Source organism: Sphaerochaeta pleomorpha str. Grapes, from assembly GCF_000236685.1.
Classification (GTDB): domain Bacteria; phylum Spirochaetota; class Spirochaetia; order Sphaerochaetales; family Sphaerochaetaceae; genus Sphaerochaeta; species Sphaerochaeta pleomorpha.
In genome coordinates, this window is sequence record NC_016633.1 from 3355764 (window position 1) to 3374959 (window position 19196).

The 19196-nt window shown below is 46.0% G+C and carries 19 protein-coding genes; 10 read left to right on the forward strand and 9 right to left on the reverse strand.

The window, feature by feature from the left end:
- Positions 1 to 62 precede the first annotated feature (62 nt).
- The gene (locus tag SPIGRAPES_RS15315; RefSeq protein ID WP_014271665.1) at positions 63 to 992 is read left to right on the forward strand and encodes a hypothetical protein; all 930 of its coding nucleotides are present in this window, start codon (positions 63 to 65) and stop codon (positions 990 to 992) included.
- Here the strand turns inward: SPIGRAPES_RS15315 and SPIGRAPES_RS15320 are convergent.
- Positions 925 to 1713 (reverse strand): TatD family hydrolase, encoded by a 789-nt coding sequence (locus tag SPIGRAPES_RS15320; protein ID WP_041384738.1) that lies wholly within the window; start codon positions 1711 to 1713, stop codon positions 925 to 927. The two genes, SPIGRAPES_RS15315 and SPIGRAPES_RS15320, sit on opposite strands and share 68 nt — an antisense overlap.
- A 124-nt stretch (positions 1714 to 1837) precedes the next feature.
- Here SPIGRAPES_RS15320 and SPIGRAPES_RS15325 point away from each other — a divergent pair, with 124 nt between their 5' ends.
- On the forward strand, positions 1838 to 2335 hold the full coding sequence (locus SPIGRAPES_RS15325) for a flavodoxin family protein (protein WP_014271667.1): 498 nt from the start codon (positions 1838 to 1840) through the stop codon (positions 2333 to 2335).
- Between the two features lie 23 nt (positions 2336 to 2358).
- Positions 2359 to 2586: a hypothetical protein gene (locus tag SPIGRAPES_RS15330; RefSeq protein ID WP_014271668.1), complete on the forward strand. Its 228-nt coding sequence runs from the start codon at positions 2359 to 2361 to the stop codon at positions 2584 to 2586.
- A gap of 117 nt (positions 2587 to 2703) precedes the next feature.
- On the opposite strand, the gene SPIGRAPES_RS15335 is transcribed toward SPIGRAPES_RS15330, so the two are convergent.
- Genes SPIGRAPES_RS15335 through SPIGRAPES_RS17185 form a run of 4 tightly spaced genes read right to left on the reverse strand, consistent with a single transcriptional unit; the run spans position 2704 to position 5584 of the window.
- Entirely contained in the window at positions 2704 to 3417 is a 714-nt protein-coding gene (locus SPIGRAPES_RS15335) for a hypothetical protein (RefSeq protein WP_014271669.1), read from the reverse strand.
- The gene (locus SPIGRAPES_RS15340; RefSeq protein ID WP_014271670.1) at positions 3414 to 4097 is read right to left on the reverse strand and encodes a fluoroquinolone export ABC transporter permease subunit; all 684 of its coding nucleotides are present in this window, start codon (positions 4095 to 4097) and stop codon (positions 3414 to 3416) included. Before SPIGRAPES_RS15340 ends, SPIGRAPES_RS15335 begins: the two co-directional genes overlap by 4 nt.
- A complete protein-coding gene (locus SPIGRAPES_RS17180; protein WP_014271671.1) occupies positions 4094 to 4939 on the reverse strand; it encodes an ABC transporter ATP-binding protein in 846 nt (281 codons plus the stop codon). Before SPIGRAPES_RS17180 ends, SPIGRAPES_RS15340 begins: the two co-directional genes overlap by 4 nt.
- Before the next feature lie 9 nt (positions 4940 to 4948).
- Complete coding sequence (locus SPIGRAPES_RS17185; RefSeq protein ID WP_245535445.1) at positions 4949 to 5584, reverse strand: TetR/AcrR family transcriptional regulator; 636 nt, start codon at positions 5582 to 5584, stop codon at positions 4949 to 4951.
- A gap of 185 nt (positions 5585 to 5769) precedes the next feature.
- On the opposite strand from SPIGRAPES_RS17185, the gene SPIGRAPES_RS15355 reads away from it, so the two are divergent.
- The 3 genes from SPIGRAPES_RS15355 (at position 5770) to SPIGRAPES_RS15365 (ending at position 9762) form a co-directional block, all read left to right on the forward strand.
- On the forward strand, positions 5770 to 7638 hold the full coding sequence (locus SPIGRAPES_RS15355) for an FAD-dependent oxidoreductase (RefSeq protein WP_014271673.1): 1869 nt from the start codon (positions 5770 to 5772) through the stop codon (positions 7636 to 7638).
- Positions 7616 to 9235 carry a phytoene desaturase family protein gene (locus SPIGRAPES_RS15360; protein ID WP_014271674.1) on the forward strand — a complete coding sequence of 540 codons (1620 nt, stop codon included), beginning with the start codon at positions 7616 to 7618 and terminating at the stop codon, positions 9233 to 9235. The genes SPIGRAPES_RS15355 and SPIGRAPES_RS15360 overlap by 23 nt, the downstream gene beginning before the upstream one ends.
- 143 nt (positions 9236 to 9378) lie before the next feature.
- A complete protein-coding gene (locus SPIGRAPES_RS15365; protein WP_014271675.1) occupies positions 9379 to 9762 on the forward strand; it encodes a hypothetical protein in 384 nt (127 codons plus the stop codon).
- A 254-nt stretch (positions 9763 to 10016) separates the two neighbouring features.
- Here the strand turns inward: SPIGRAPES_RS15365 and SPIGRAPES_RS15370 are convergent, their stop codons facing one another.
- Entirely contained in the window at positions 10017 to 11249 is a 1233-nt protein-coding gene (locus SPIGRAPES_RS15370) for an ATP-binding protein (RefSeq protein WP_014271676.1), read from the reverse strand.
- A 426-nt stretch (positions 11250 to 11675) separates the two neighbouring features.
- Here SPIGRAPES_RS15370 and SPIGRAPES_RS15375 point away from each other — a divergent pair, with 426 nt between their 5' ends.
- The 3 genes from SPIGRAPES_RS15375 to pdxA all read left to right on the forward strand — a co-directional run bounded on the left by SPIGRAPES_RS15375 (position 11676) and on the right by pdxA (position 14814).
- Positions 11676 to 12461: an HAD-IIB family hydrolase gene (locus SPIGRAPES_RS15375; RefSeq protein WP_014271677.1), complete on the forward strand. Its 786-nt coding sequence runs from the start codon at positions 11676 to 11678 to the stop codon at positions 12459 to 12461.
- A 107-nt stretch (positions 12462 to 12568) separates the two neighbouring features.
- Positions 12569 to 13768 (forward strand): four-carbon acid sugar kinase family protein, encoded by a 1200-nt coding sequence (locus SPIGRAPES_RS15380; protein WP_014271678.1) that lies wholly within the window; start codon positions 12569 to 12571, stop codon positions 13766 to 13768.
- 2 nt (positions 13769 to 13770) lie between these two features.
- Entirely contained in the window at positions 13771 to 14814 is a 1044-nt protein-coding gene (pdxA, locus tag SPIGRAPES_RS15385; RefSeq protein ID WP_014271679.1) for a 4-hydroxythreonine-4-phosphate dehydrogenase PdxA, read from the forward strand.
- Positions 14815 to 15056: 242 nt separating this feature from the next.
- On the opposite strand, the gene SPIGRAPES_RS15390 is transcribed toward pdxA, so the two are convergent.
- The 3 genes from SPIGRAPES_RS15390 to larA are packed head-to-tail and all read right to left on the reverse strand — an operon-like array spanning position 15057 to position 17861.
- Positions 15057 to 15440 (reverse strand): Rid family detoxifying hydrolase, encoded by a 384-nt coding sequence (locus SPIGRAPES_RS15390; protein WP_014271681.1) that lies wholly within the window; start codon positions 15438 to 15440, stop codon positions 15057 to 15059.
- On the reverse strand, positions 15437 to 16564 hold the full coding sequence (locus tag SPIGRAPES_RS15395; protein WP_014271682.1) for a glycerate kinase: 1128 nt from the start codon (positions 16562 to 16564) through the stop codon (positions 15437 to 15439). Before SPIGRAPES_RS15395 ends, SPIGRAPES_RS15390 begins: the two co-directional genes overlap by 4 nt.
- Positions 16565 to 16589: 25 nt before the next feature.
- On the reverse strand, positions 16590 to 17861 hold the full coding sequence (larA, locus tag SPIGRAPES_RS15400) for a nickel-dependent lactate racemase (RefSeq protein WP_014271683.1): 1272 nt from the start codon (positions 17859 to 17861) through the stop codon (positions 16590 to 16592).
- Between the two features lie 246 nt (positions 17862 to 18107).
- Between larA and SPIGRAPES_RS15405 the strand changes: the two genes are divergently transcribed.
- Positions 18108 to 19166 (forward strand): 2-keto-3-deoxygluconate permease, encoded by a 1059-nt coding sequence (locus SPIGRAPES_RS15405; protein WP_014271684.1) that lies wholly within the window; start codon positions 18108 to 18110, stop codon positions 19164 to 19166.
- Positions 19167 to 19196: the final 30 nt, after the last annotated feature.

The following is a 19196-nucleotide window of genomic DNA, read 5'->3' on the forward strand; positions in this document are numbered from 1 at the left end:
ACTGGTCAACCTGTATACAATCAATTGTTGACCTTACTATCCTGCACTGGTACAGTTTGGGGATGAAACGCAAAGTTCGCATTGCCTTATCAAGCCTCTCTCTAGCCCTGATTCTCGGTTCACTGATGGTTTTTGCCGTACCGCATCTATTAGGGAGGGTTGTGTTTTTCCTCGACGGACCTTATGCAGAGACCCAATGGGAACAAACAGGCAAGAAGACACAGTGGATGCTGCTTCGCCATGGCCTCTCTGCACAGGTAATTATAGTTGACCCGCTTCCCCTCGATGAGCAGACCCTTGCGAAGGTCGCTTCCCATAAAAAAACCAAGGCAATGGTATTTTCCCCTTTGCTGACAGCTCTGGAGAAGGGGGCTTTACCAGAAGATGGACAACCTCTGGTTATCGGAATGGGAATGCTTGCCCAAAAGAATAGTTTTTTCGATATAGCTCTTCTCGCTGACGCTGATGCCGGGTGGAGCGAAGCCGCCGTGTTTTTAAAGGAGAGGCAGGCAGAAACCCATCTTGGCTCGGCTGTATTGTCCCAGCAAGGGGACGAGCGCTCGACTCTTGCGGCAAAAACCTTTGCCGCTTCCTTTTCAGATGCTTCTTTGGTCACCGTGAGTCAAGGCAAGGATGAAGGGGGGCCGTTGTTTGCCGCCGCCCTTCTGGATTCCCTCAAAAAAGAGCATGTCATGTTGGTAGCCACAGCAGGGGCTGACAGACTGGATGCCTATTTCGCTTCAGACAATTCACTTCAGTGGGTGGTCGATGTCCGGTATAAGCCGATTGTGCCTGTCAGGCAATTGTTCGCAGTTGTTGCCGATGACCTTTCGCAATCTCTTCTTCCCTTGCTCCCTATACTGGACCAACGACCTGAGAAACGGGACAACCCACTGAGTCTCCCCTTGCTCAGGAGTTGTTATCCTATGACAAGAACGCTTGGAAGTTTTGTTGAATCTGCTCTGCAAGGGCTTCGACGCTCATTGCTCTGACTTCCGCTGCCTTTTCATAGATGTGACTTATCATCAGGGGTGTGTTGATCTGTCCCCGATAGGGTTCTGGGCTGAGGTAGGGGCTGTCAGTTTCCAACAGAATTCTGTTTATTGGGAGCTTGGCAAGTATCTCACGCATCAAGTTGTTGCTTTTGTAGGTCAGTGGACCTGCAAATGAAATGTAGAACCCTTTCTTGATAGCGGTAAAGGCGAGTTCCTCAGTGCCTTGGAAGCAATGCAGGAGACCTCCTTTTGCAAACTTCGTATTCCTGATGATTTCCAATGTTGCTTGGTCTGCCTTCCTGTTGTGAAGGATTATCGGCAGATTCCGGCTGTTTGCAAGATCAATCTGGCTTTTTAGGAGTCTGTGCTGTTTTTCGGCTGTTCCGTATTTCCAATGGTAGTCGAGACCGATTTCGCCGATGGCACACACTTGATAGGTATCAATCTGGTTGACCAGTGTTTTCATTTGCTCTTCTAGGGACGGTTTTCCATCCTCAACGCCCCAGGGCCCGATGCCCGCACTCAGCCTGATACTGGGAAAGTCCTGTACCAGTTTGGAACGTTCGGCTAGGTCGTCGCAATCGACACCGATATCGATGCCCCCTGCCATATGGTTTTCTTCCATCTGTTTGAGTACTGACAGGCTTTCTATGCCTTTATGCTCCATTGACTGGAGGTGGAAGTGTGAATCTATTAAGTTTGAATATATTTTTTGCATGGCTCAGTTATAGACGAGTTCCTATTTGCTTGCAAGTGACTCGGATAAAAAGAAATGCAGTGTAGTGGAATTAGTGGTACAGTGAGAGTATAGATTATCGAAAAACCAAGGAGTGCCAAAGGTTATGGACATAGCAGTCGTATATTATTCTTTGGAGGGACATACCGATTTTATTGCCAGGAAAATCTGGGAGCAAACCGGTGCGGTCCCCATTCGATTATTCCCCAAGAAGGAATTTCCCAACGACGGTTTCAAAAAATATTTCTGGTGTGGCAAGAGTTCTATGTTTCATGAAAAACCGGAACTCTCCAACGAACCGTTGCAGCTCGATACCTATGATACAATTGTCGTGGGAACCCCTACCTGGGCGGGTTCCATGACTTCCCCTATCCGATCCTTCCTTGCCAAAGAGAACCTCAAGGGAAAGCAAGTCTATCTCTTTGCCTGCAACAGCGGGGGAAAGGACGATAAATGCTTTGCGCAGATGAGCAAGTACCTTGAGGACAATACGCTCAAGGGTTGGGCTTCGTTCAACCAGCCGACTGAAGAGAATTTTGAAACAATGAAAGGAGAATTCGATAGGTTCTGCGAGGCTATCCAGGCGGGAAAGCAATATCCCTGAAAACACAAGAGGAAGATGAGTCGATGGCCAGAAAAGTCGAGAAGTGTCCTAAGTGCGGTTCATCCAATGTCATACCCATTGCCTACGGGGAGCCAGGCCCCAAAATATGGAAAGAGCAGATCGAGGGCAGGATTATTCTTGGGGGATGCAATATCTTTGAGGATAGTCCCAACGTACACTGCAAAGACTGTAAGTATGAATGGAAAAAACAAAAGCATTGGCTTGCAATGATAAAGCCAGAGAAATACTAATTTGCAGTATAGCATATTGTAAGGTCTTACAATAAAAGCAACTATCTGGAGTATAACCTTCCTGGGGACTTGTTCACCAGGAAGGTTGTTTGGTTCTAGCAGGTTTTCCCCCTATATTCAGGCTAATTTCAGTTGGAACCGCTGGTAGAATCCCCCTATGTATACGAAAGAAAGGAAGAGGGCGAGAATCACTGGCCAAAAGATTCCTGTTTGTGCATAGCTGGCAATCCAAAAAGACGGCAGCAGGCAAAACAGGTATCGGAGATTCGATTGCATAAAGAACGGAATGGGAAGGCCCAGCATCAAAAGACCCGAAAGCTTTGCGATTGCCATGCCCTCTACCTTGTTCCTGGAATAGGAGAAGACCAGCATTGCCTCGATGATTGCCGAAAAACCAGAGAGCAGGGTGGTCCAGAAAAGGGGTTGCAATGACCATTCGGTCAAAGAAAAGCCAGTGAGCAATGCAAGAGAGCCAATGCAGGCGATAGCAGTGGGCAAAAGCAGGCGGGAAACCAGATAGCCCTTTTTCCCGACTGGGGTTACCGAGAGATAACTCGATAAATTCACATCATATTCTTCCAACATCACCATTGCCGAGGCAAAGCAGAACATGAAGGGGGTCAACATAATCAGCAAGAGGTCGAAAAGCAGGTAGTACGGGGAAAGAATCGCCTGCAAACCGAGAACACTGCAGAGAATATTTTCTATCTGGGGGATTGCAAACCTGAAAAAGAAGGCTGCAAGAAGCGAGGCAAAGCACACGATGACCAGCATGCTGTCGCTTCGTATCTGTTGTATGAACAGAAAAAAGGATTTGAGTATCGGTCTCATGATTTTGATCCTCCCAGGGAAAGGAAATAGCGTTTCATCTGCAAAGTGGCAAGCAATGAAACCCCTACAGTCCAGGCGAATAGCACAGAGCCAGATACGATCCAAGGGTTTCCGTTTCCACACAATTCGATAACACACACCCCGGGATGTAGCAAAAGAGCAGGGGCTTTCCAGCCAAACAGGTACGCAAAGGCGGGAAGATTGATGATAAGCTCGAAAGGAATCGTGAAAACGATGAATTGGTTAAGGGTTTTCGCCTTCGTCGCAACCAGAAGACCTGTCGCTGAAAACAGACACGACCCCAAGAAAACTCCGAGAAAAAAGAGAATCGGCCTTTCTATCCTCGTTACTGAAAGGCGTATGGCAAATCCAACAAGGGTGGAAAGGAAGGCTAGGGACAGCAGTTTTGCAAGCACGTATTCAAACGGCTGTATCGGGGAAACGGCAAGGCTCTGCAGGGTTTGTTCGCTCTTTTCCAAAAGGATGATCGCTCCCATGAAAAAAAGCCCCATCGCAGCCGGGTCTGAGAAAACCATGATAAGGGAAGCGGTATCCGCCCATGCAGCAGGAAATGACTGCAAAAGAAAAACATAGAGCAAGGAGAATACCAAATAGAGGAAATAGAACCCATATTTCCATTGGAAACGGATATCACCTAACAGCAGTGCCTGTATCCTCATTGCAGTTTCCTCCCGGTCAATTCGGTAAAGATATCATTGAGGGTTGGTTCTGAGCTATGAATTGAGAGAATCTTGTTTTCGTGGAGGAGTTTCTCCAATACATGGTCTTCTTTGGTGGTTTTTAGGGGAATTTCCCGCTTTGTCTCCTTGCCTTCCTCAAGATAGGAATAGGTAATCTTGGTGGCACCCCTTTGCATGATGAGATTCCTGGGGGAGTCGAGGGCCCGTATCTGCCCATCGACTATGAATGCCACATGATCGCAGAGCTCGGTAGCATCATACATGTTGTGGGTAGTGAGAAGAATGGTTTTTCCTTGTTTCTTCTGTACAAGGATCAGGTCCTTCATCAGGCGGGCATTGGAAGGGTCGAGCCCGGAGGTCGGTTCGTCCAGAAAAAGCAAGGAGGGGTCATGTACCAACGCCTTGATGAAATTCAACCTTGATTTCATGCCCTTGGAATACGCTGATACTTTCTTGTCGGCTTCTGTAAGCAGGCCTACACTCGCCAGCAATGGATCGAGGGGGAGGGTCTTCGTATACAGGGAAGCAAAGAATTCGAGGTTTTCCCTTGCGGTCAGTTTTTCATAGAGACTGGGGAATTCGAAATCGACCCCGATGGTTTCATAAAATGTATGGTCATGTCTTTTAATCTCTTTTGCATTTACCAGGACAGAACCCTTGTAGCGCGGCAGCAAGCCGGTCAAAATTTTCTGGACGGTGCTTTTCCCTGCCCCGGATGGGCCCAAAAAACCAAAGATTTCTCCTTGTTGCACTGAAAAATCCATCTGTTGAATGAATGGCTTATGGGTGTAGCTGAACTGAAGGTCTTGGACACATATCATAAAATCCTCCTAAAACAATTGGGAAACTATTCCTCTGAGCATCATTTTTACTGCATCGTTGAAGTGTTCTTCCCCGATCTCCTGTTTATGCAACAGACTCGTGAAAATTGCCCGTAAAGCCACACTGAACACTTCGATCATTTCCTTGGTGGTCTCAATGGATAGAAGGTCTAGCAACTGTCCAACACTGAAGTCATCTTTCTTCATATGTTCACGGGCAATTTCCGGTGGGAGTTTTCGCATCAATAACTCAAGATCTCCACTTGCCAGAAATGAAGGAAGGAAGGTTTTCTCAATTTCGCGAAACAGGTTGTATAGTAAATCCGTCAATTCCTCACATCCTACAGTTCTTCCTTTCTCCTGCACCTGGGATAAGAGACTCTGCTGGAGCGAATCGTGCAAATCCATGAGGATTTCGAAAAACAGGAGTTCTTTTGAAGCATAGAAAAGGTAGAAGGTTCCTTTTGGAATCTGTGTTCGTTTTACCAGTTCGTCAACAGTGGTTTTTTTCAGTCCATAGAGTCCCAGACAGATTTTTCCTTCCTCTTTCAATCTGATTCTTATTGCGGTTCGTTCATGTTCCGAAAGTGCTTTTGGCAAAGTAATAATCCTTTTGACTAAAAATGTTTTTATAGTCAAAATCATATCAGAAGTTTTATCTTTGTCAATACAAAGAAGTCTTTGATGCCTATATCTTTGTTTTGCAACGAAAACCCATGAATAAAACCGCTCTATTGATTTTTTCCCTACCATTCCCAAAATCTCTGGTTTACAATACAGGCAGCAATTATTCTTTTTTTCCTTGTCACAAAACGAAGAGGGGATACTGAATGAACGATGATGTCATTGTAATCGGAGGGGGGCTAGCCGGTTTGACTGCAGCGAGTCTTCTGGCAAAACGCGGTTTGCAGGTCACGGTAATAGACAAGAGCTATAACCCAGGCGGGTCATGCGGAACTTTCAAGCGTGACGGCGCAATATTTGACCAGGGTTCTTCCATGCTTTTTGGCTTCGGTGAACATGGATTCAATGCCCATCGGTTTGTATTCAACTGCCTTGAAGAACCGATCGACGTCATTAAAAACAGGATTTTGTACTGTGTGACTTTTGAAGGGCACCGGATACACTTTTACGACGATATCGAAAAGTTCATTGTAGAACTTTCCGCAGTTTTTCCCTCCCAGAAACGGAATATTGCGCGTTTCTACCACGATATGCGAAAAATCTACCAGCACGTTATGGTTGAGAATCCAAATTATGCCTCTGCAGACGAAGCTGACCGAAAGAGTTCCCTGAAGTCTTTGCTTCGCCATCCGGTTTCCTATGCCCGTTTTCTCAGCTATTTGAATAAGAGCGCAAAACAGCTTTTACAAAAGTACTTCGATGACCCTGAGATTTTCAAGTTCTTCGATAAACTCACTTCGAGCTACTGCTATGCGACGGTGGAAGAGTCGCCGGCAATTCTGGCGGCTGTCATGTTTGTCGACAACCATGTCGGGGGAAGCTATTACCCTGCAGGGTCGACAGTATATCTTCCCGGTAAACTGGAAAAAGTCATTGAGGAGCATGGGGGAACCATGATCGGCGAAAAAGAGGTTGTTTCCATCCTGTTTGAGAACGGAAAGCCCGTTGGGGTGGAACTCGATGACAAAAGAAAACTGTATGCTGAAACTATTGTGTATTCGGGGACTGTATGGAACCTGTATGGCAAGCTTATCCCTTCAAAAGAGACCACAGCCGACCGAATTGCCTGGGCACAAAACCTGGTCCCGACTTTCCCCAGCGTTATTCTGTATGCGGTAGTCGATAAAGAGGTTATTCCTGAGGATACCGAAGTGGTGGAGTTGCTTGTAGGCAATCCCAATGCCGTGGATGAAAGTGAGGTTACCGCTTATATCCATAGTATAGACGATAAGACACTCTGCAGTGAGAACCAACATGTCATTATGGCTATCGGGCCCAGTCTGGAAACATGGGAAGGCCTTACCAAGAGACAGTACGAGGCAAAGAAGAAAAAGGAAGAAGAACGGTTGCTTTCAGTCCTTGAAAACCGATTCCCTGGAATAAAAAAGCACGTGCAGCACGTTGAAATTTCCTCTCCCCGTACGATCGAGCGTTATACCATGAAAAATGGTGGTGCAGTGGCAGGTCCCAAGCAGATGTTGGGGCAGCACATGTTCAAACGGCTCCATATACGCAGTGAGTGGGATACTCTCTTCTGTTGCGGGGAGTCGACGGTAATGGGGACTGGAACCCCTACGGTAACTACTTCAGCTATAAGTGCTGCAAATGCCGTCTTGAAAAAGAAGGGCCTTAAACCGTTTGTCTATGAACCGGACAGGAAGCAATACGTTCGTATCGTAGATGCGCCTTATACTGCAGACCGTCTTTTCGAAGGGTATCTGGATGAAGAAAAAAAGATTATGAGGGAAGCTTCCCGGTGCCTGTTTTGTGAACACCCGCTCTGTAGTGAAGGTCTGCACTTCGATATCCGTGGTATAATGCGGAGAGTAAATGTAGGGAATTTTACCGGGGCTTGGAATCTGGCTTCCGATTATGCAGGTGAATCGGCCTTGATTGCAGCTTGCCAGCAACGGTGTGCCCAAAATGGGTTGCAAGGAAAACCTGTAGAAATAGTTGAGGTGATACACTATCTGAAGAAACGGGGGGAGAATCGTGGACTCAAGCCAAATCTATGATGCAATCGTCGTGGGATCAGGAATTGCGGGCCTAAGCAGTGCTGCCTTTCTATGCCGTGATGGAATACGGACTTTGGTCTGTGAACGCGGTGAAACCTATGGGGGGCTGGTCAATTCCTTCGATAAGGACGGATTTACTTTTGACGGTGGCATACGGGCTTTTGAAAACTCAGGGATAATCATACCTATGCTCAAGCAGTTGGGTATTGACCTGGAATTCGTAAAGAACCCTGTTTCGATTGGGATCGGGGACGATATCATTACCCTCACCTCAAAAGAGAGTCTGAAGGATTACCAAGCCTTGCTCGAAAGGAATTTCCCTACCTCCAAGGAGGATATTGCCAGGATTATCGAAGAGATCAAAAAGATTATGCAATATATGGATATCCTCTATGGAATAGACAACCCCCTGTTCCTCGATTCCTATTCCGATACCCAATATATGTTCAGTACCCTGCTTCCCTGGCTTGCAAAGTATCGAAAGACACTCAAACAGATCCGTAAGCTACAAATGCCCGTATATCAGTATCTCAGGGGATTTACGGCAAACCAGGTCCTTGTCGATTGCATTGCCCAGCATTTCTTCAAGGATACCCCGGCCTTTTTTGCCATGAGCTACTTTGGCCTCTATCTCGATTATACGTACCCTAAAGGGGGGACAGGCATCCTTGCCGAGAAGATGTCTACCTATATTCTGGAACGGGGTGGTATGATTGCCTTTGATACCGAGATTACTTCCATTGATGTGGACGAGAGGGTGATAAAGGCAAGGGATGGAAGAATTTTCTCCTATAAGAAACTGATCTGGGCTGCCGATATGAAAGCGCTCTACCGGTCTGTGATTCCCGAGTCTATTGCAAACGATAAAAAGCGGAGGTTCATCGGCAACTGGAGAGCGCTTGTCGAGCATAGCCATGGGGGTGATTCCATTCTCAGCATTTTTGTTGCCACGTCCCTTACCCGTGAGTATGTCAAAAACCATTGTGGGGCCCATGCTTTCCATACGCCGGCACGCAAGGGTCTTCATTCCATGGACCTAAATAGATGGAAGCTTATCATCGAGAATGGAAAAATGAGCCGACAGAGGGCTCACCAGGAACTGGAAGCCTATATCAAGGAATTTTTTACCTGCACAACCTATGAGATTTCCTGCCCTGTCCTCAGAGATGCTTCCTTGGCCCCCGAAGGCCAAACCGGTCTTATCATCAGTACGCTGTTTGAATATGACCTGGTTAAATTCATAAAGGATTCACTCTGGTATGATGAATTCAAGGAGCTTTGCATCAAAACATCTCTCGAGGTGCTTGGCAAAGATTTGTTGCCTGACCTTGCAGATCATGTTCTTTTTTCCCTGTGTTCGACTCCTATGACCATCGAACAGCTTACCGGTAACAGTGAAGGGGCTATCACCGGTTGGGCCTTTACCAATGAGACTATTCCCTCTGAATGCCGTTTTGCCCATATAGCCAAGTCGATAAGAACCCCGATAAATGATATCTACCAGGCAGGGCAGTGGTCCTTCAGTCCTTCGGGGCTTCCTGTATCGGCATTGACCGGAAGGCTTGCAGCCAAGGAAGTAAGCAAGAAGTTGAAGTAATGTGTACTTGCCTTGCCAAAGGATCACCAAGGGAAAGGTTTTTATAGAGGAGGAATGAGGCCTTTTTGTTAACTACACGCCAATAGAAAATGGCCAGAGTGAATTTTCTTGTGTATGCTTCTTCCTATTGAGCAGCGTCTATTATGGGAGGTGTTCATATTTTTACAAATCAAGAAATAGCAATATTGGCGTGGTTGCCCTTCGCTATCATTTTTATTATTAAAAATAAGGATATCAGAGAGTCTTGTGTAAAATTAATAAAGATTGCCTTTTCTCCAGGATTATGGATTATCGATAGTATTCTTTTAGTTCAGCTTTTACTAACATTTGTTATTTTTGCATTATTCGAAGAATTATCATTTTCGAATATTAAAACCATCATTTTCTGGGAATTGTTTGAGCTCTTTAAAAGAGTAGTTAATCTTAATACGAATAAAGAAATAAGTTGTAGAAAATATTTTCTAGAACATTTTGGATTTACCGCTATTCGTCAAGGGCAACGATCAAAGGTTGTTCTTGTGCCATAGATTGCTACACACTGCAAGATAGTGCTTGCTTAGAGTTCGTGCAACTCAGCTTAGTTTCTCTAAGTCAAGGGGGGAATGAACATACAGATAAACTCAAATCACTCAACAAATGGATGAAGGATATTGAGAGACTTGATAAGAATTTAAAGATTCAATACACGGAGAGTTTTCATTGAAATCAAGTGAGAGGGATTTGCTCCCTGATCTATACCAATATAAATCGAAAAGGGTGTTTCAATTTATATTCTTCATTTTTATTGCACTTCCTTGAGCCAATGCCTGAGACTGAATACTTTGATCCCGTCCTGTACCATACCATCCATGGAGGTATCGGCTGTTATCATGAAACGAGGGTATCCATCTCTGGGCATTAATAAATTCCCAAATTCAGTCTCCATTTTTTCCTTCGTCTCAAAACGCTCGCAAACCTGAAAATACATTTTTTTCTCTCCCTTGGAAGCAATGAAATCTATTTCTTTGCCTTTTGGGCCCCTGCCTGTAGTGATTGTATAACCGTTCTGTAGGAGAGACAGATATACAACATTTTCCGTCACTTTGGCCCTGTCCGATACCTTAAAGCCTCCACAGAGGTGATTTCGTAACCCCAAATCTTCGTAGTAGTATTTGGCGGAGATATCCAGAAATTGTTTTCCCTCCAAATCATAGAAGGGAGTCTGATGCACTAGGTATGCTCTGTCGAGCGTCTCCAGAAAAGAAATTATTGTGGGAACAGTAATACTCATGTGTTGGGACTTCATATACTTCGAAATTGAGTTTGCCGAAACAGGGTTTCCAATATTGTCTGCCAAGAACCGTACCAGAAACCGGAACAACTCTTTGCTTGAACCCTTATGAGCATTCAACACATCATTGAGCAGTATTGTCTCCTCGACTGTGTTGAAATAGTCTTGTACCAATTCATGATCTTGCAAGGATATATGGGAAAGATAAGGGAGTCCTCCGAGGCGGAGGTACTTTCCTAAGCTTTCTTCCGAATCCTCCAGATTGTGGAAGGAAAGAAATTCCAAATACGATAATCCATGTATCTCCAGCTCTGTATATCGTCCGGAAAGTAAGGTTGCCAGATCACCACTGAGAAGGTGACTGTTGCTGCCAGTCACGTAGATATCGTATCCACCCTGCTCGTACAAGGCGGATAAAACCTGTTCGAAACCAGCAATTTCCTGGACCTCATCCAGCAGCACAACCTTATGGGTATCGGTATCCTTGAACTGGGAGACAATATATTTGTAAAGCTCTTTGTTGTTGCTTAGGGGATGATCAAATCGATCCTTTGGTATGTTGATACTGACAATTGTTGCCTTCGGATATTCTTTTTGTATTTCATCGATTACTTGGAACAATAAATAGCTCTTTCCCACACGTCTTTGGCCAGTGAGAACCTTAATGAGACTACTGCCCATATGGGGTTTGATACGGTTCAAATACATAGGTCTTACAATATATTCTGGATGTTCTATCTTCATGACAATAGTATTGCATCAATGTTGATTGTTGTAAAGTATACTTTATATTAGTATTAAAAAACACTGTTTTATAAAGTGCATTTAAAACAAATTTATACTATCAAGGAAATCTTTACCGCCGATGAATCGCAAGGAACTTCATGCAACTAATGCATATAGTCAGAATGGTTAGTCTAGTAACCATTTTTGTTTTGAAAATGTATACCCTGGTAACCAAAAAATAGTTGTTTTCCAGAGAACTCGAAAGAAAAAGCTCTTCTTTCACTGTTTCTAATATTCCTGCATCAACCATTTTCTTATTTGTAAAAAGTACCGGGTCACTACCTCAATCCTGTATTCTTTGTCAGTCTATTCGGTATACAATAGAAGCAGAAAAGCCTTGGCATTGTGCCGAAATTTGCAAACTTGATGAGGAGCCTGAATCTTTTGGAACAATTTGCATTGAAAGGAATCTTCTTTTGTGACGTCGACGGGACCTTGCTTCCCTACGGGAACAAGAGACTATCAGATGAGGTGATCGAGCTCATACACCAGATAACGGAACTAGGCTATCTTGTCTGCATTTCAAGCGGGCGTCCGTACCTGTCACTTCAGGAATTGTTCCAGGAAGTCAAAGAGGAAGTAATATTCTCCTGTTGTAATGGAAGTGCCTTGTTCTATAAAGGCAAACCCTTGGTAGACGAGGTGTTCCTAAAAAGGTCTGTGCTGGAAGGAGTCTATGAAGATTGCCTTGCAAGGGACTGTTTGGCAATTATCGCCACCTCAGAACGAATATATCTTTCATTGCAGCAAGACACTCCTTTACGCAAGAAACACTATGAGAACAGGTCGTATGCACAATCTATCGCAGACCCAGCGCAAGTAGGACAGGATGCACATCAGATAACTGTATGCTGTAATGGAAATCTAGAGGAAGTCTTACCCTATTTTAAAAAAACTTGGTCAGATGAAGCGCATATTGCAGTCAGCGGGAATTCCATGTTTGACCTTTCCGCTTCCAACAAGGGAATTGCCTTGCAGCGGGTTGCAACCCATTTTTCCCTTCCGCTAGCACAAACCTTTGCTTTTGGCGACAGCGAAAATGACCTCTCTATGTTACGTCTCGCCGGCAAGGCTTTTGTGATGGAACAAAGCAGTGAGGCATTGAAAAACGAAATTACCGATCATTGCCGGGATGTAGGAGAGACAATCCGCTCGATTGTATTTGCATAACAAAATCTGGTAATGCCAAGCAAGAGGGTCTCCATCCACTTTACTTTTAGACAATGTACGGTACAGTAGAAACGTGACTTTTTCAAACCAATTTTGGAGAGATGCCAATGCTTGAACTAGTGATTATAGCCGATGACCTTACCGGGGCTCTCGATACCGGGGTGCAATTCGCCAAAAACGGATATTCTACGGCCTTGCAGGTCGTTACCACTCGCTATCTGATAGAGATTCCCTCTCCAGACATTGAAGTCTTGATCATCGATGCAGAACAAAGGCATCTCAGTGATGCGAAGGCCGAAGAGAAAATTATTGCATTGGTTACCCAGATCAAAGCTTTTTCTCCGCACTATCTGTTTGTAAAAACAGATTCGGGTCTTCGTGGCCCCATAGGGGCTTCCTTGCAAGCTGCTTCGCTTGTCTACGGAAACGAACCCCTTGCCTTTATCCCCAGTTTCCCACAGCTAGGCAGGATAGCTATAGACGGCAAATATTTTGTCGAGGGAAAACCGGTGAGGGAGAGCGTATTTGGCCGCGACCCACTCAATCCAGTAACCATTACCGCTATAAAAGACCTTTTTCCTTCCTCGGTTCTGCTCAGTGATGATGAGTCTTCGGGAATACACATCTATGACTCTGCTACAACAGAGGAGATTGCCAACCTGGTTTCCCGGCTTCTTTCTGCAAAGGTGCGTCTCTTTGCAGGCTGCGCTGCGTTAGGGGGCGAGTTAGTCAAAAAGTTACGACCGGATATTGATTGCCCATCCCAGCCTTTGGACACGGCAAAGCCACTGTGCATACTCAGTGGCAGCTTGAATGCAATTACCCAACGGCAACTGGAAAGTGCCGAGGCAACAGGTTTGGTTCGCTTTCAATTGGAACCTGAGGACCTGTTCTCTGATTCCTGGATGGAAAACACCTTTCTCGAAGATATAGCCGCAGCACTTGAAAAGGGCTCGAATATTGCAATCGATCCGGGTATTTCCGACCAACAACGCATGAAAACCTACCTGCAAGAGAATGCCATTGATGACACAAGGGCAAGCAGGCATATTGTCTCTGTCTTGGCCCAGATAGTGGCATTGTTGCATGCCAAGGAACTGCTTAGTGAGCATCAACTCATGGTAATAGGGGGAGACACCCTGCTAGCTGTCCTTGAGCACCTACAATTCAAGGAATTGTTGCCACTGGGGGAATTGGAGCGTGGGGTTGTCTACTCCAGGCTTGCGACAGGAAAAGGGGCAATGATGCTCATATCGAAATCAGGTGGTTTTGGAACCGTACAGACAATAGAAAACTTAATGAGGTGAATATGGATACAAGACCTATAGTGGCAATTACGTTGGGAGATCCTGCAAGCATTGGACCTGAGATAACCATCAAGGCATTTTCCACTCATACCTTGCTTGATCGATGCAGGCCTTTGGTTGTTGGGGATGTAACGATACTCCATCGGGCTCTTTCCTTCCCTGGCATTCCTCAGGTAGCACTCAATGCGATACAGAACGTCTCTGATGCCAAATTTGAACAGGGCACCATTGATGTGTTCGACCTTGGTATCTGTGACAATGCCTTGCCCCCTGTAGGGGAGGTCTCCAATCTCAGTGGCGATGCAGCCTTCCAGTATGTACTGAAGGCAATCGACCTGGCAAAGTCGGGCGAAGTCGATGCTACGGTAACCAACGCACTTAACAAAGAGGCAATGAATAAAGCCGGACATCATTTTGATGGCCATACGGAAATCTACGCCCACTATACGGGGGTCACGAACCAGACCATGATGCTTGTCCATGGCGATTTGAGAGTCGTGCATGTCTCTACGCATGTAAGTCTCAGACAAGCTTGCGACCGGGTGAAAAAGGCAAGGGTGCTGGAGGTTATCGAGATAGCTGACAAGGCCTGCAAAGACTTGGGCATCGCCAGCCCCCGGGTTGCGGTCGCCGGTTTGAATCCCCACTGCGGGGAAGGGGGCTTGTTCGGCACAGAAGAGATCGAGGAGATTTCCCCTGCGATCGAGGAAGCCAGAAAAGAAGGGATCAACGTTATAGGCCCCATTCCCCCTGATACTATTTTTTCCAAGGCCCTTGGGGGAATGTATGATATCGTGGTGGCAATGTATCATGACCAAGGGCATATACCGTTGAAAGTAGTGGGCTTTGTCTACGACAGGGCTTCCAAGGCCTGGAAATCGGTCAGTGGGGTCAATATCACCTTGGGGCTTCCCATTATCAGGACCTCGGTAGACCACGGCACTGCCTTCGACCAGGCAGGCAAGGGTACAGCTGACGAACTGAGTCTGATCAATGCGATTGACAATGCCATAGACCTTGCTAAGCAGAAAATGAGAAATAAGTAGGTACGGAAAACAAAATAGTGAGAGAAGAGGCAGTATCGAATGGATGCTGCCTCTTATGTATCCCTATCGTTTTTCTCCTTACTGTCCTATAATCCTGTATATCTTTCAGTTGGGTATAAAGATAAAGCCCCACCCAAGAGATTTCTCCCTGGAGTAGGGCTTTTCCAAACACTGCAGTTTCAAGTCCCTTCTGTTTACAACAAGGCAAACAAAAGATACCAAAAGACAAACTTTGCTTGCCGTTATCGCGTTGCTATCACTTCGATCTCGACCATTGCTCCTTTTGCAAGCTTGGTAACCTCGACACAGGCACGGGCAGGGGGCTCAATTCCTTCATAATAACGTGCATACACTGCATTGACCTTGGAAAACTGGCTCATGTCAGTGATGAAGACGGTGCATTTGAGAACTTTGTCAAAAGAAGAGCCTGCAGCAGAAAGCACTGCCGCAAGGTTTTTCATTGCCAGGTCCGTCTGCTGGGCAATATCGCCATCGAGCAGTTCGTTGGTAACCGGGTCGATAGGCAACTGGGCAGAGGTGTAGACAACGTCGTTATAGACAGTAGCCTGACTGTAGGGACCGATTGCCTTTGGTGCTTTGTCAGTCTGTATGATTTCTTTTTTCATGATCGTAACTCCCTACAGGTCTTGATAAGATGGAAGGTTCTGAAAGCTGCATCCTCGGTAAGCTCCAAAGACCTTGCCATTGCTTTCTCCAAAGGCATTGCCGCATTGGTGGTGCTTACGATTGCGTCAATTCCGAGTTCGTAGAGACTTTCTGTCCCTTCTCCGATATCACCGGCGAAAGCAATTACCGGAACGTTGTGTTTTTTGGCCAGTTTTGCTATCCCGACAGGAACTTTTCCACATTTGCTCTGCCCGTCTATCTTTCCTTCACCGGTAAAACAGAGCGTTGAACCTTTCAGTGATTCTTCCATGCCGATAACACTCAGAACGAGGGCGATACCGCTTTCCAGCTGCGCATTTGCAAAGGTCATCAGGGCAAAGCCGAGACCTCCGGCAGCCCCAGCTCCTGGATAGATGGCCAGCTCCTGTTTCCCCAGAAGCTTGGAAAAAGTATCCATGGCGCTGTCGAGAGTGGCGACCATTTCGGCCGTGGCCCCTTTCTGGGGCCCGTAGATTGCGGATGAACCATTGGGACCGCAAAGGGGATTGTCAACATCGCAGGCAACCCGAATCGACGTGTTTGCAAGCAAGGGAGTCATCTTTGAAGTATCTATGGCTGCAATGGAAGATATATTTCCTCCTGTGGGTATTACAAGGTTTCCTTCTTTGTCATAGAAAAGAGCACCGAGAGCGGTTGCCATGCCGATACCACAGTCATTGGTAGCACTGCCACCGATTCCTACGATCAGATTGTCACAACCCTTTTCGAGCGCATCGAGAATGAGTTCCCCTGTTCCAAGCGAAGTCGTATGCAAAGGGTTCCTCTGGTCAACAGGGACAAGGGGGAGGCCGCTGGCTGTCGCCATTTCGATAATTGCCAGCTTACCCCTTTTGAGGTAGGAAGCCTGTCTTTTTTCAAAAAGCGGACCATGTACGGTAACGGTTACCTCTTCATCCCCTGCTTTCTGCAGGGTTGCGATAAGACCTTCTCCACCGTCTGCAACCGGATATTTGTCGCAGACTACCGTGGGGTCGACCCTATGGATGCCCCGCTCTATTGCCCGTGCAACCTCAAGGGATGATGCACTTCCCTTGAAGGAGTCGCTTGCGATTGTAACTTTCATACTTTTATTTCCCTTTTTGTAGAATTTATTCGATTACCATAACTGATACGCCATCAGGAATGGCAGTTATAGTTGCTTTGTCATTGCCGACAATTTTTTCGGCCTTCTTCAGCGCCTCCTCGAGGGAATGGGCAGGTATCATATGCAGACCCCTGACAATTTCATCAGGTGCCTCAGAAACATAGATTACCTGGGCTTTCAGAAGAAGGCGGATAAAAATCTGGGTTTGCCATTGGTCTGCCTCGGTATGGTTCCTGTCCCTGGAAAGAAAGATTCCCATAGTCTTGGTAATATCCATCTCGTCGGCCATCTGATGATAGAAGGCATCGCCTCCGATTCCGTCATTGGATCTGGCAAGCATGATGATAACCCCACCTTGCTTGACAGTAGCCTCAGCGGCAGTCATGCCCTTTACCGCCTGATAGATATTCTGGTCAAGCGGGTATCCCCCGTTGGTGGATATGACAATATCTGCCGGTTTGGCATCGACCTTACACAGGCTGCTGAGGAACTTGCAACCTTCTGCATGGGCTTCAACCATATCCCCGCTCACAGCGAATATTGCCTCTTTTTCAGCATTGATCACTACATTCACGATGAAAGCCAGCTTTGCTTTTCTTGCTGCCCAGACCATGTCCTCGTGAATGGGGTTGCCTTCGAGAATCCCGGTTCTCGCCTTTGGATGTGCGATAAACTCGGAACAATGGTTGGCTAAAACAGTTGTCCTGCTTGCAACACCTGGAAGAATGCTTTTTCTGGACCCTGAGAACCCGGCAAAGAAATGGGGCTCGATGAAACCTTCAGCGACTACCAAGTCTGCATCTATTACAAGTCTATTGATAATGCATTCCCCGCCGCTGGGAAGTGTTCCGATTTTGACCATAGGTGAAGTGGAGCTGTCATGGACAAGGATTTTCTCCTGTGCAACTACCTCGGACCCGAATTTATTGACAAGTTCCTCTTTCGAGGTTTCCCTATGGCAGCCTGTAGCAATAAGGATTGTAATATCGGCGTTCGGATTGCCCTTTCTGATTTCCTTTAGCATAGGGGGAATGATTGCCTTACTGGGCACCGGCCTGGTGTGGTCGCTTGCAATCAATACGACATTCTGTTTGCCCCTTGCCAGGGTGGAAAGCCTCGGGGAACCGATAGGATTCTGGAGAGCTTCCTCAACCAGTTCAATCTGCGTCTTTTCGGTCTTGAAACTATGTAAGGTAGATATGAGGACCCCTTGGAGACGGTCCTCTGGAATATCTATTCCAAGGGTTTTCTTGCCATAAGGAAAGTCAATGTTCATGAAAAATCACCTCTGATAAATATAAATAGTAAAAAAAATAGTAAATCAGTTTTTTGAGTAAGCATCAAAAAGTCTAGCATAGGAAAATACTCATGAGAATTGGTATATAAAATGAAAAATATAAAAAAAAATTGTTTTGTAAGATGAAAAAAAAGGAGAAAAACTACAAAAAAAAACTTTCTTTACAGTCCCAATATACAGGTTTATATTCACGTAAATGCAATTTTCAAGTAAGGAGTGTATTTTATGAAAATGGGAAAAGTTCCAATTCTGGACACCTTGAACAAAATCCCTGGGGGCCTCATGGTGGTGCCTTTGCTCTGTGGTGTTTTGTTTAACACGTTTCTGCCCAAGTCTCTGATGATCGGTAGCTTTACCACTGCGTTGTACAAGACAGGCGCTTTGACTTTGATTGCAGTACTGTTCTTCTGTAGTGGAGCCCAGATTCAATTCAAGTCTGCAGGTATGTCCTTGTATAAGGGACTCGTTTTGAACGCCAGCAAGGTTTTCTTTGGCGTTATCTGCGGTGTTGTCCTTGCAAAAGTCGCCGGCCCTGCCTCGGCTTTTTTGGGCGTTACCCCACTTGCAATGATTGCGGCTATGTCCAATTCCAATGGTGGCCTTTACACTGCACTTGCCTCAAAGTATGGTGATGACACTGACGTTGGTGCCATTGCGGTTCTGTCTTCAAATGACGGACCATTCTTTGAAATGATGTTCATGGGTATCGCAGGTGTTGCAACCATTCCCCTCATGTCCCTTGTTGCTGTTATCGTTCCTATTTTGGCTGGTATGATTCTTGGAAACCTTGATGACAAGTTCAGGTCTTTCCTGAAACCTGGAATGTTTATTGCCATTTTCCTCTTTGCTTTCCCCTTGGGCGCAGGACTCAACCTGCAGACCTTGGTAGTAGCAGGTTTCCCTGGCATCCTTCTTGGTCTGATGACCCTTATCATCACTGGTGTCCCTTCCTACTTCATCTACAAGTGGTTGGTACCCAGAAAACATCGCAGAAGTGCAGCCGTCGGTGCAGCTGTAGGTACCTCAGCCGGTAACTCGATTGCAACCCCTGCAGCTATTGCTGCTATCGATGCAACTTGGGGTCCCTATGCTGCTACTGCAACCGCCCAAGTCGCTGCTTCGATTATCGTTACCGCAATTTTGGTGCCCTTCCTCGTAGACTGGTTCTATAAGTGGGATACAAAGCATGGCGTACTCAATGAAGACGTTCCTCTTGCCGGTGGGGTATTTGGGACGGAAGTAGCTGCTGTGGCAGAAGTAATGGTCGCAGACGCAAAGTTATAATGCAAAGCTAGCATGACTAAAGAAAGGCAG

What these genes read in the sequence shown, in the direction of transcription:
- SPIGRAPES_RS15390 (WP_014271681.1), bottom strand. Translation starts at nt 15,440, where the DNA reads ATGAAAAAAGAAATCATACAGACTGACAAAGCACCAAAGGCAATCGGT.
- SPIGRAPES_RS15365 (WP_014271675.1), top strand. Translation starts at nt 9,379, where the DNA reads ATGGGAGGTGTTCATATTTTTACAAATCAAGAAATAGCAATATTGGCG.
- SPIGRAPES_RS17180 (WP_014271671.1), bottom strand. Translation starts at nt 4,939, where the DNA reads ATGATATGTGTCCAAGACCTTCAGTTCAGCTACACCCATAAGCCATTC.
- SPIGRAPES_RS15405 (WP_014271684.1), top strand. Translation starts at nt 18,108, where the DNA reads ATGAAAATGGGAAAAGTTCCAATTCTGGACACCTTGAACAAAATCCCT.
- SPIGRAPES_RS15380 (WP_014271678.1), top strand. Translation starts at nt 12,569, where the DNA reads ATGCTTGAACTAGTGATTATAGCCGATGACCTTACCGGGGCTCTCGAT.
- SPIGRAPES_RS15315 (WP_014271665.1), top strand. Translation starts at nt 63, where the DNA reads ATGAAACGCAAAGTTCGCATTGCCTTATCAAGCCTCTCTCTAGCCCTG.
- larA (WP_014271683.1), bottom strand. Translation starts at nt 17,861, where the DNA reads ATGAACATTGACTTTCCTTATGGCAAGAAAACCCTTGGAATAGATATT.
- pdxA (WP_014271679.1), top strand. Translation starts at nt 13,771, where the DNA reads ATGGATACAAGACCTATAGTGGCAATTACGTTGGGAGATCCTGCAAGC.
- SPIGRAPES_RS15325 (WP_014271667.1), top strand. Translation starts at nt 1,838, where the DNA reads ATGGACATAGCAGTCGTATATTATTCTTTGGAGGGACATACCGATTTT.
- SPIGRAPES_RS15320 (WP_041384738.1), bottom strand. Translation starts at nt 1,713, where the DNA reads ATGCAAAAAATATATTCAAACTTAATAGATTCACACTTCCACCTCCAG.
- SPIGRAPES_RS15370 (WP_014271676.1), bottom strand. Translation starts at nt 11,249, where the DNA reads ATGAAGATAGAACATCCAGAATATATTGTAAGACCTATGTATTTGAAC.
- SPIGRAPES_RS15395 (WP_014271682.1), bottom strand. Translation starts at nt 16,564, where the DNA reads ATGAAAGTTACAATCGCAAGCGACTCCTTCAAGGGAAGTGCATCATCC.
- SPIGRAPES_RS15335 (WP_014271669.1), bottom strand. Translation starts at nt 3,417, where the DNA reads ATGAGACCGATACTCAAATCCTTTTTTCTGTTCATACAACAGATACGA.
- SPIGRAPES_RS15355 (WP_014271673.1), top strand. Translation starts at nt 5,770, where the DNA reads ATGAACGATGATGTCATTGTAATCGGAGGGGGGCTAGCCGGTTTGACT.
- SPIGRAPES_RS17185 (WP_245535445.1), bottom strand. Translation starts at nt 5,584, where the DNA reads ATGATTTTGACTATAAAAACATTTTTAGTCAAAAGGATTATTACTTTG.
- SPIGRAPES_RS15330 (WP_014271668.1), top strand. Translation starts at nt 2,359, where the DNA reads ATGGCCAGAAAAGTCGAGAAGTGTCCTAAGTGCGGTTCATCCAATGTC.
- SPIGRAPES_RS15340 (WP_014271670.1), bottom strand. Translation starts at nt 4,097, where the DNA reads ATGAGGATACAGGCACTGCTGTTAGGTGATATCCGTTTCCAATGGAAA.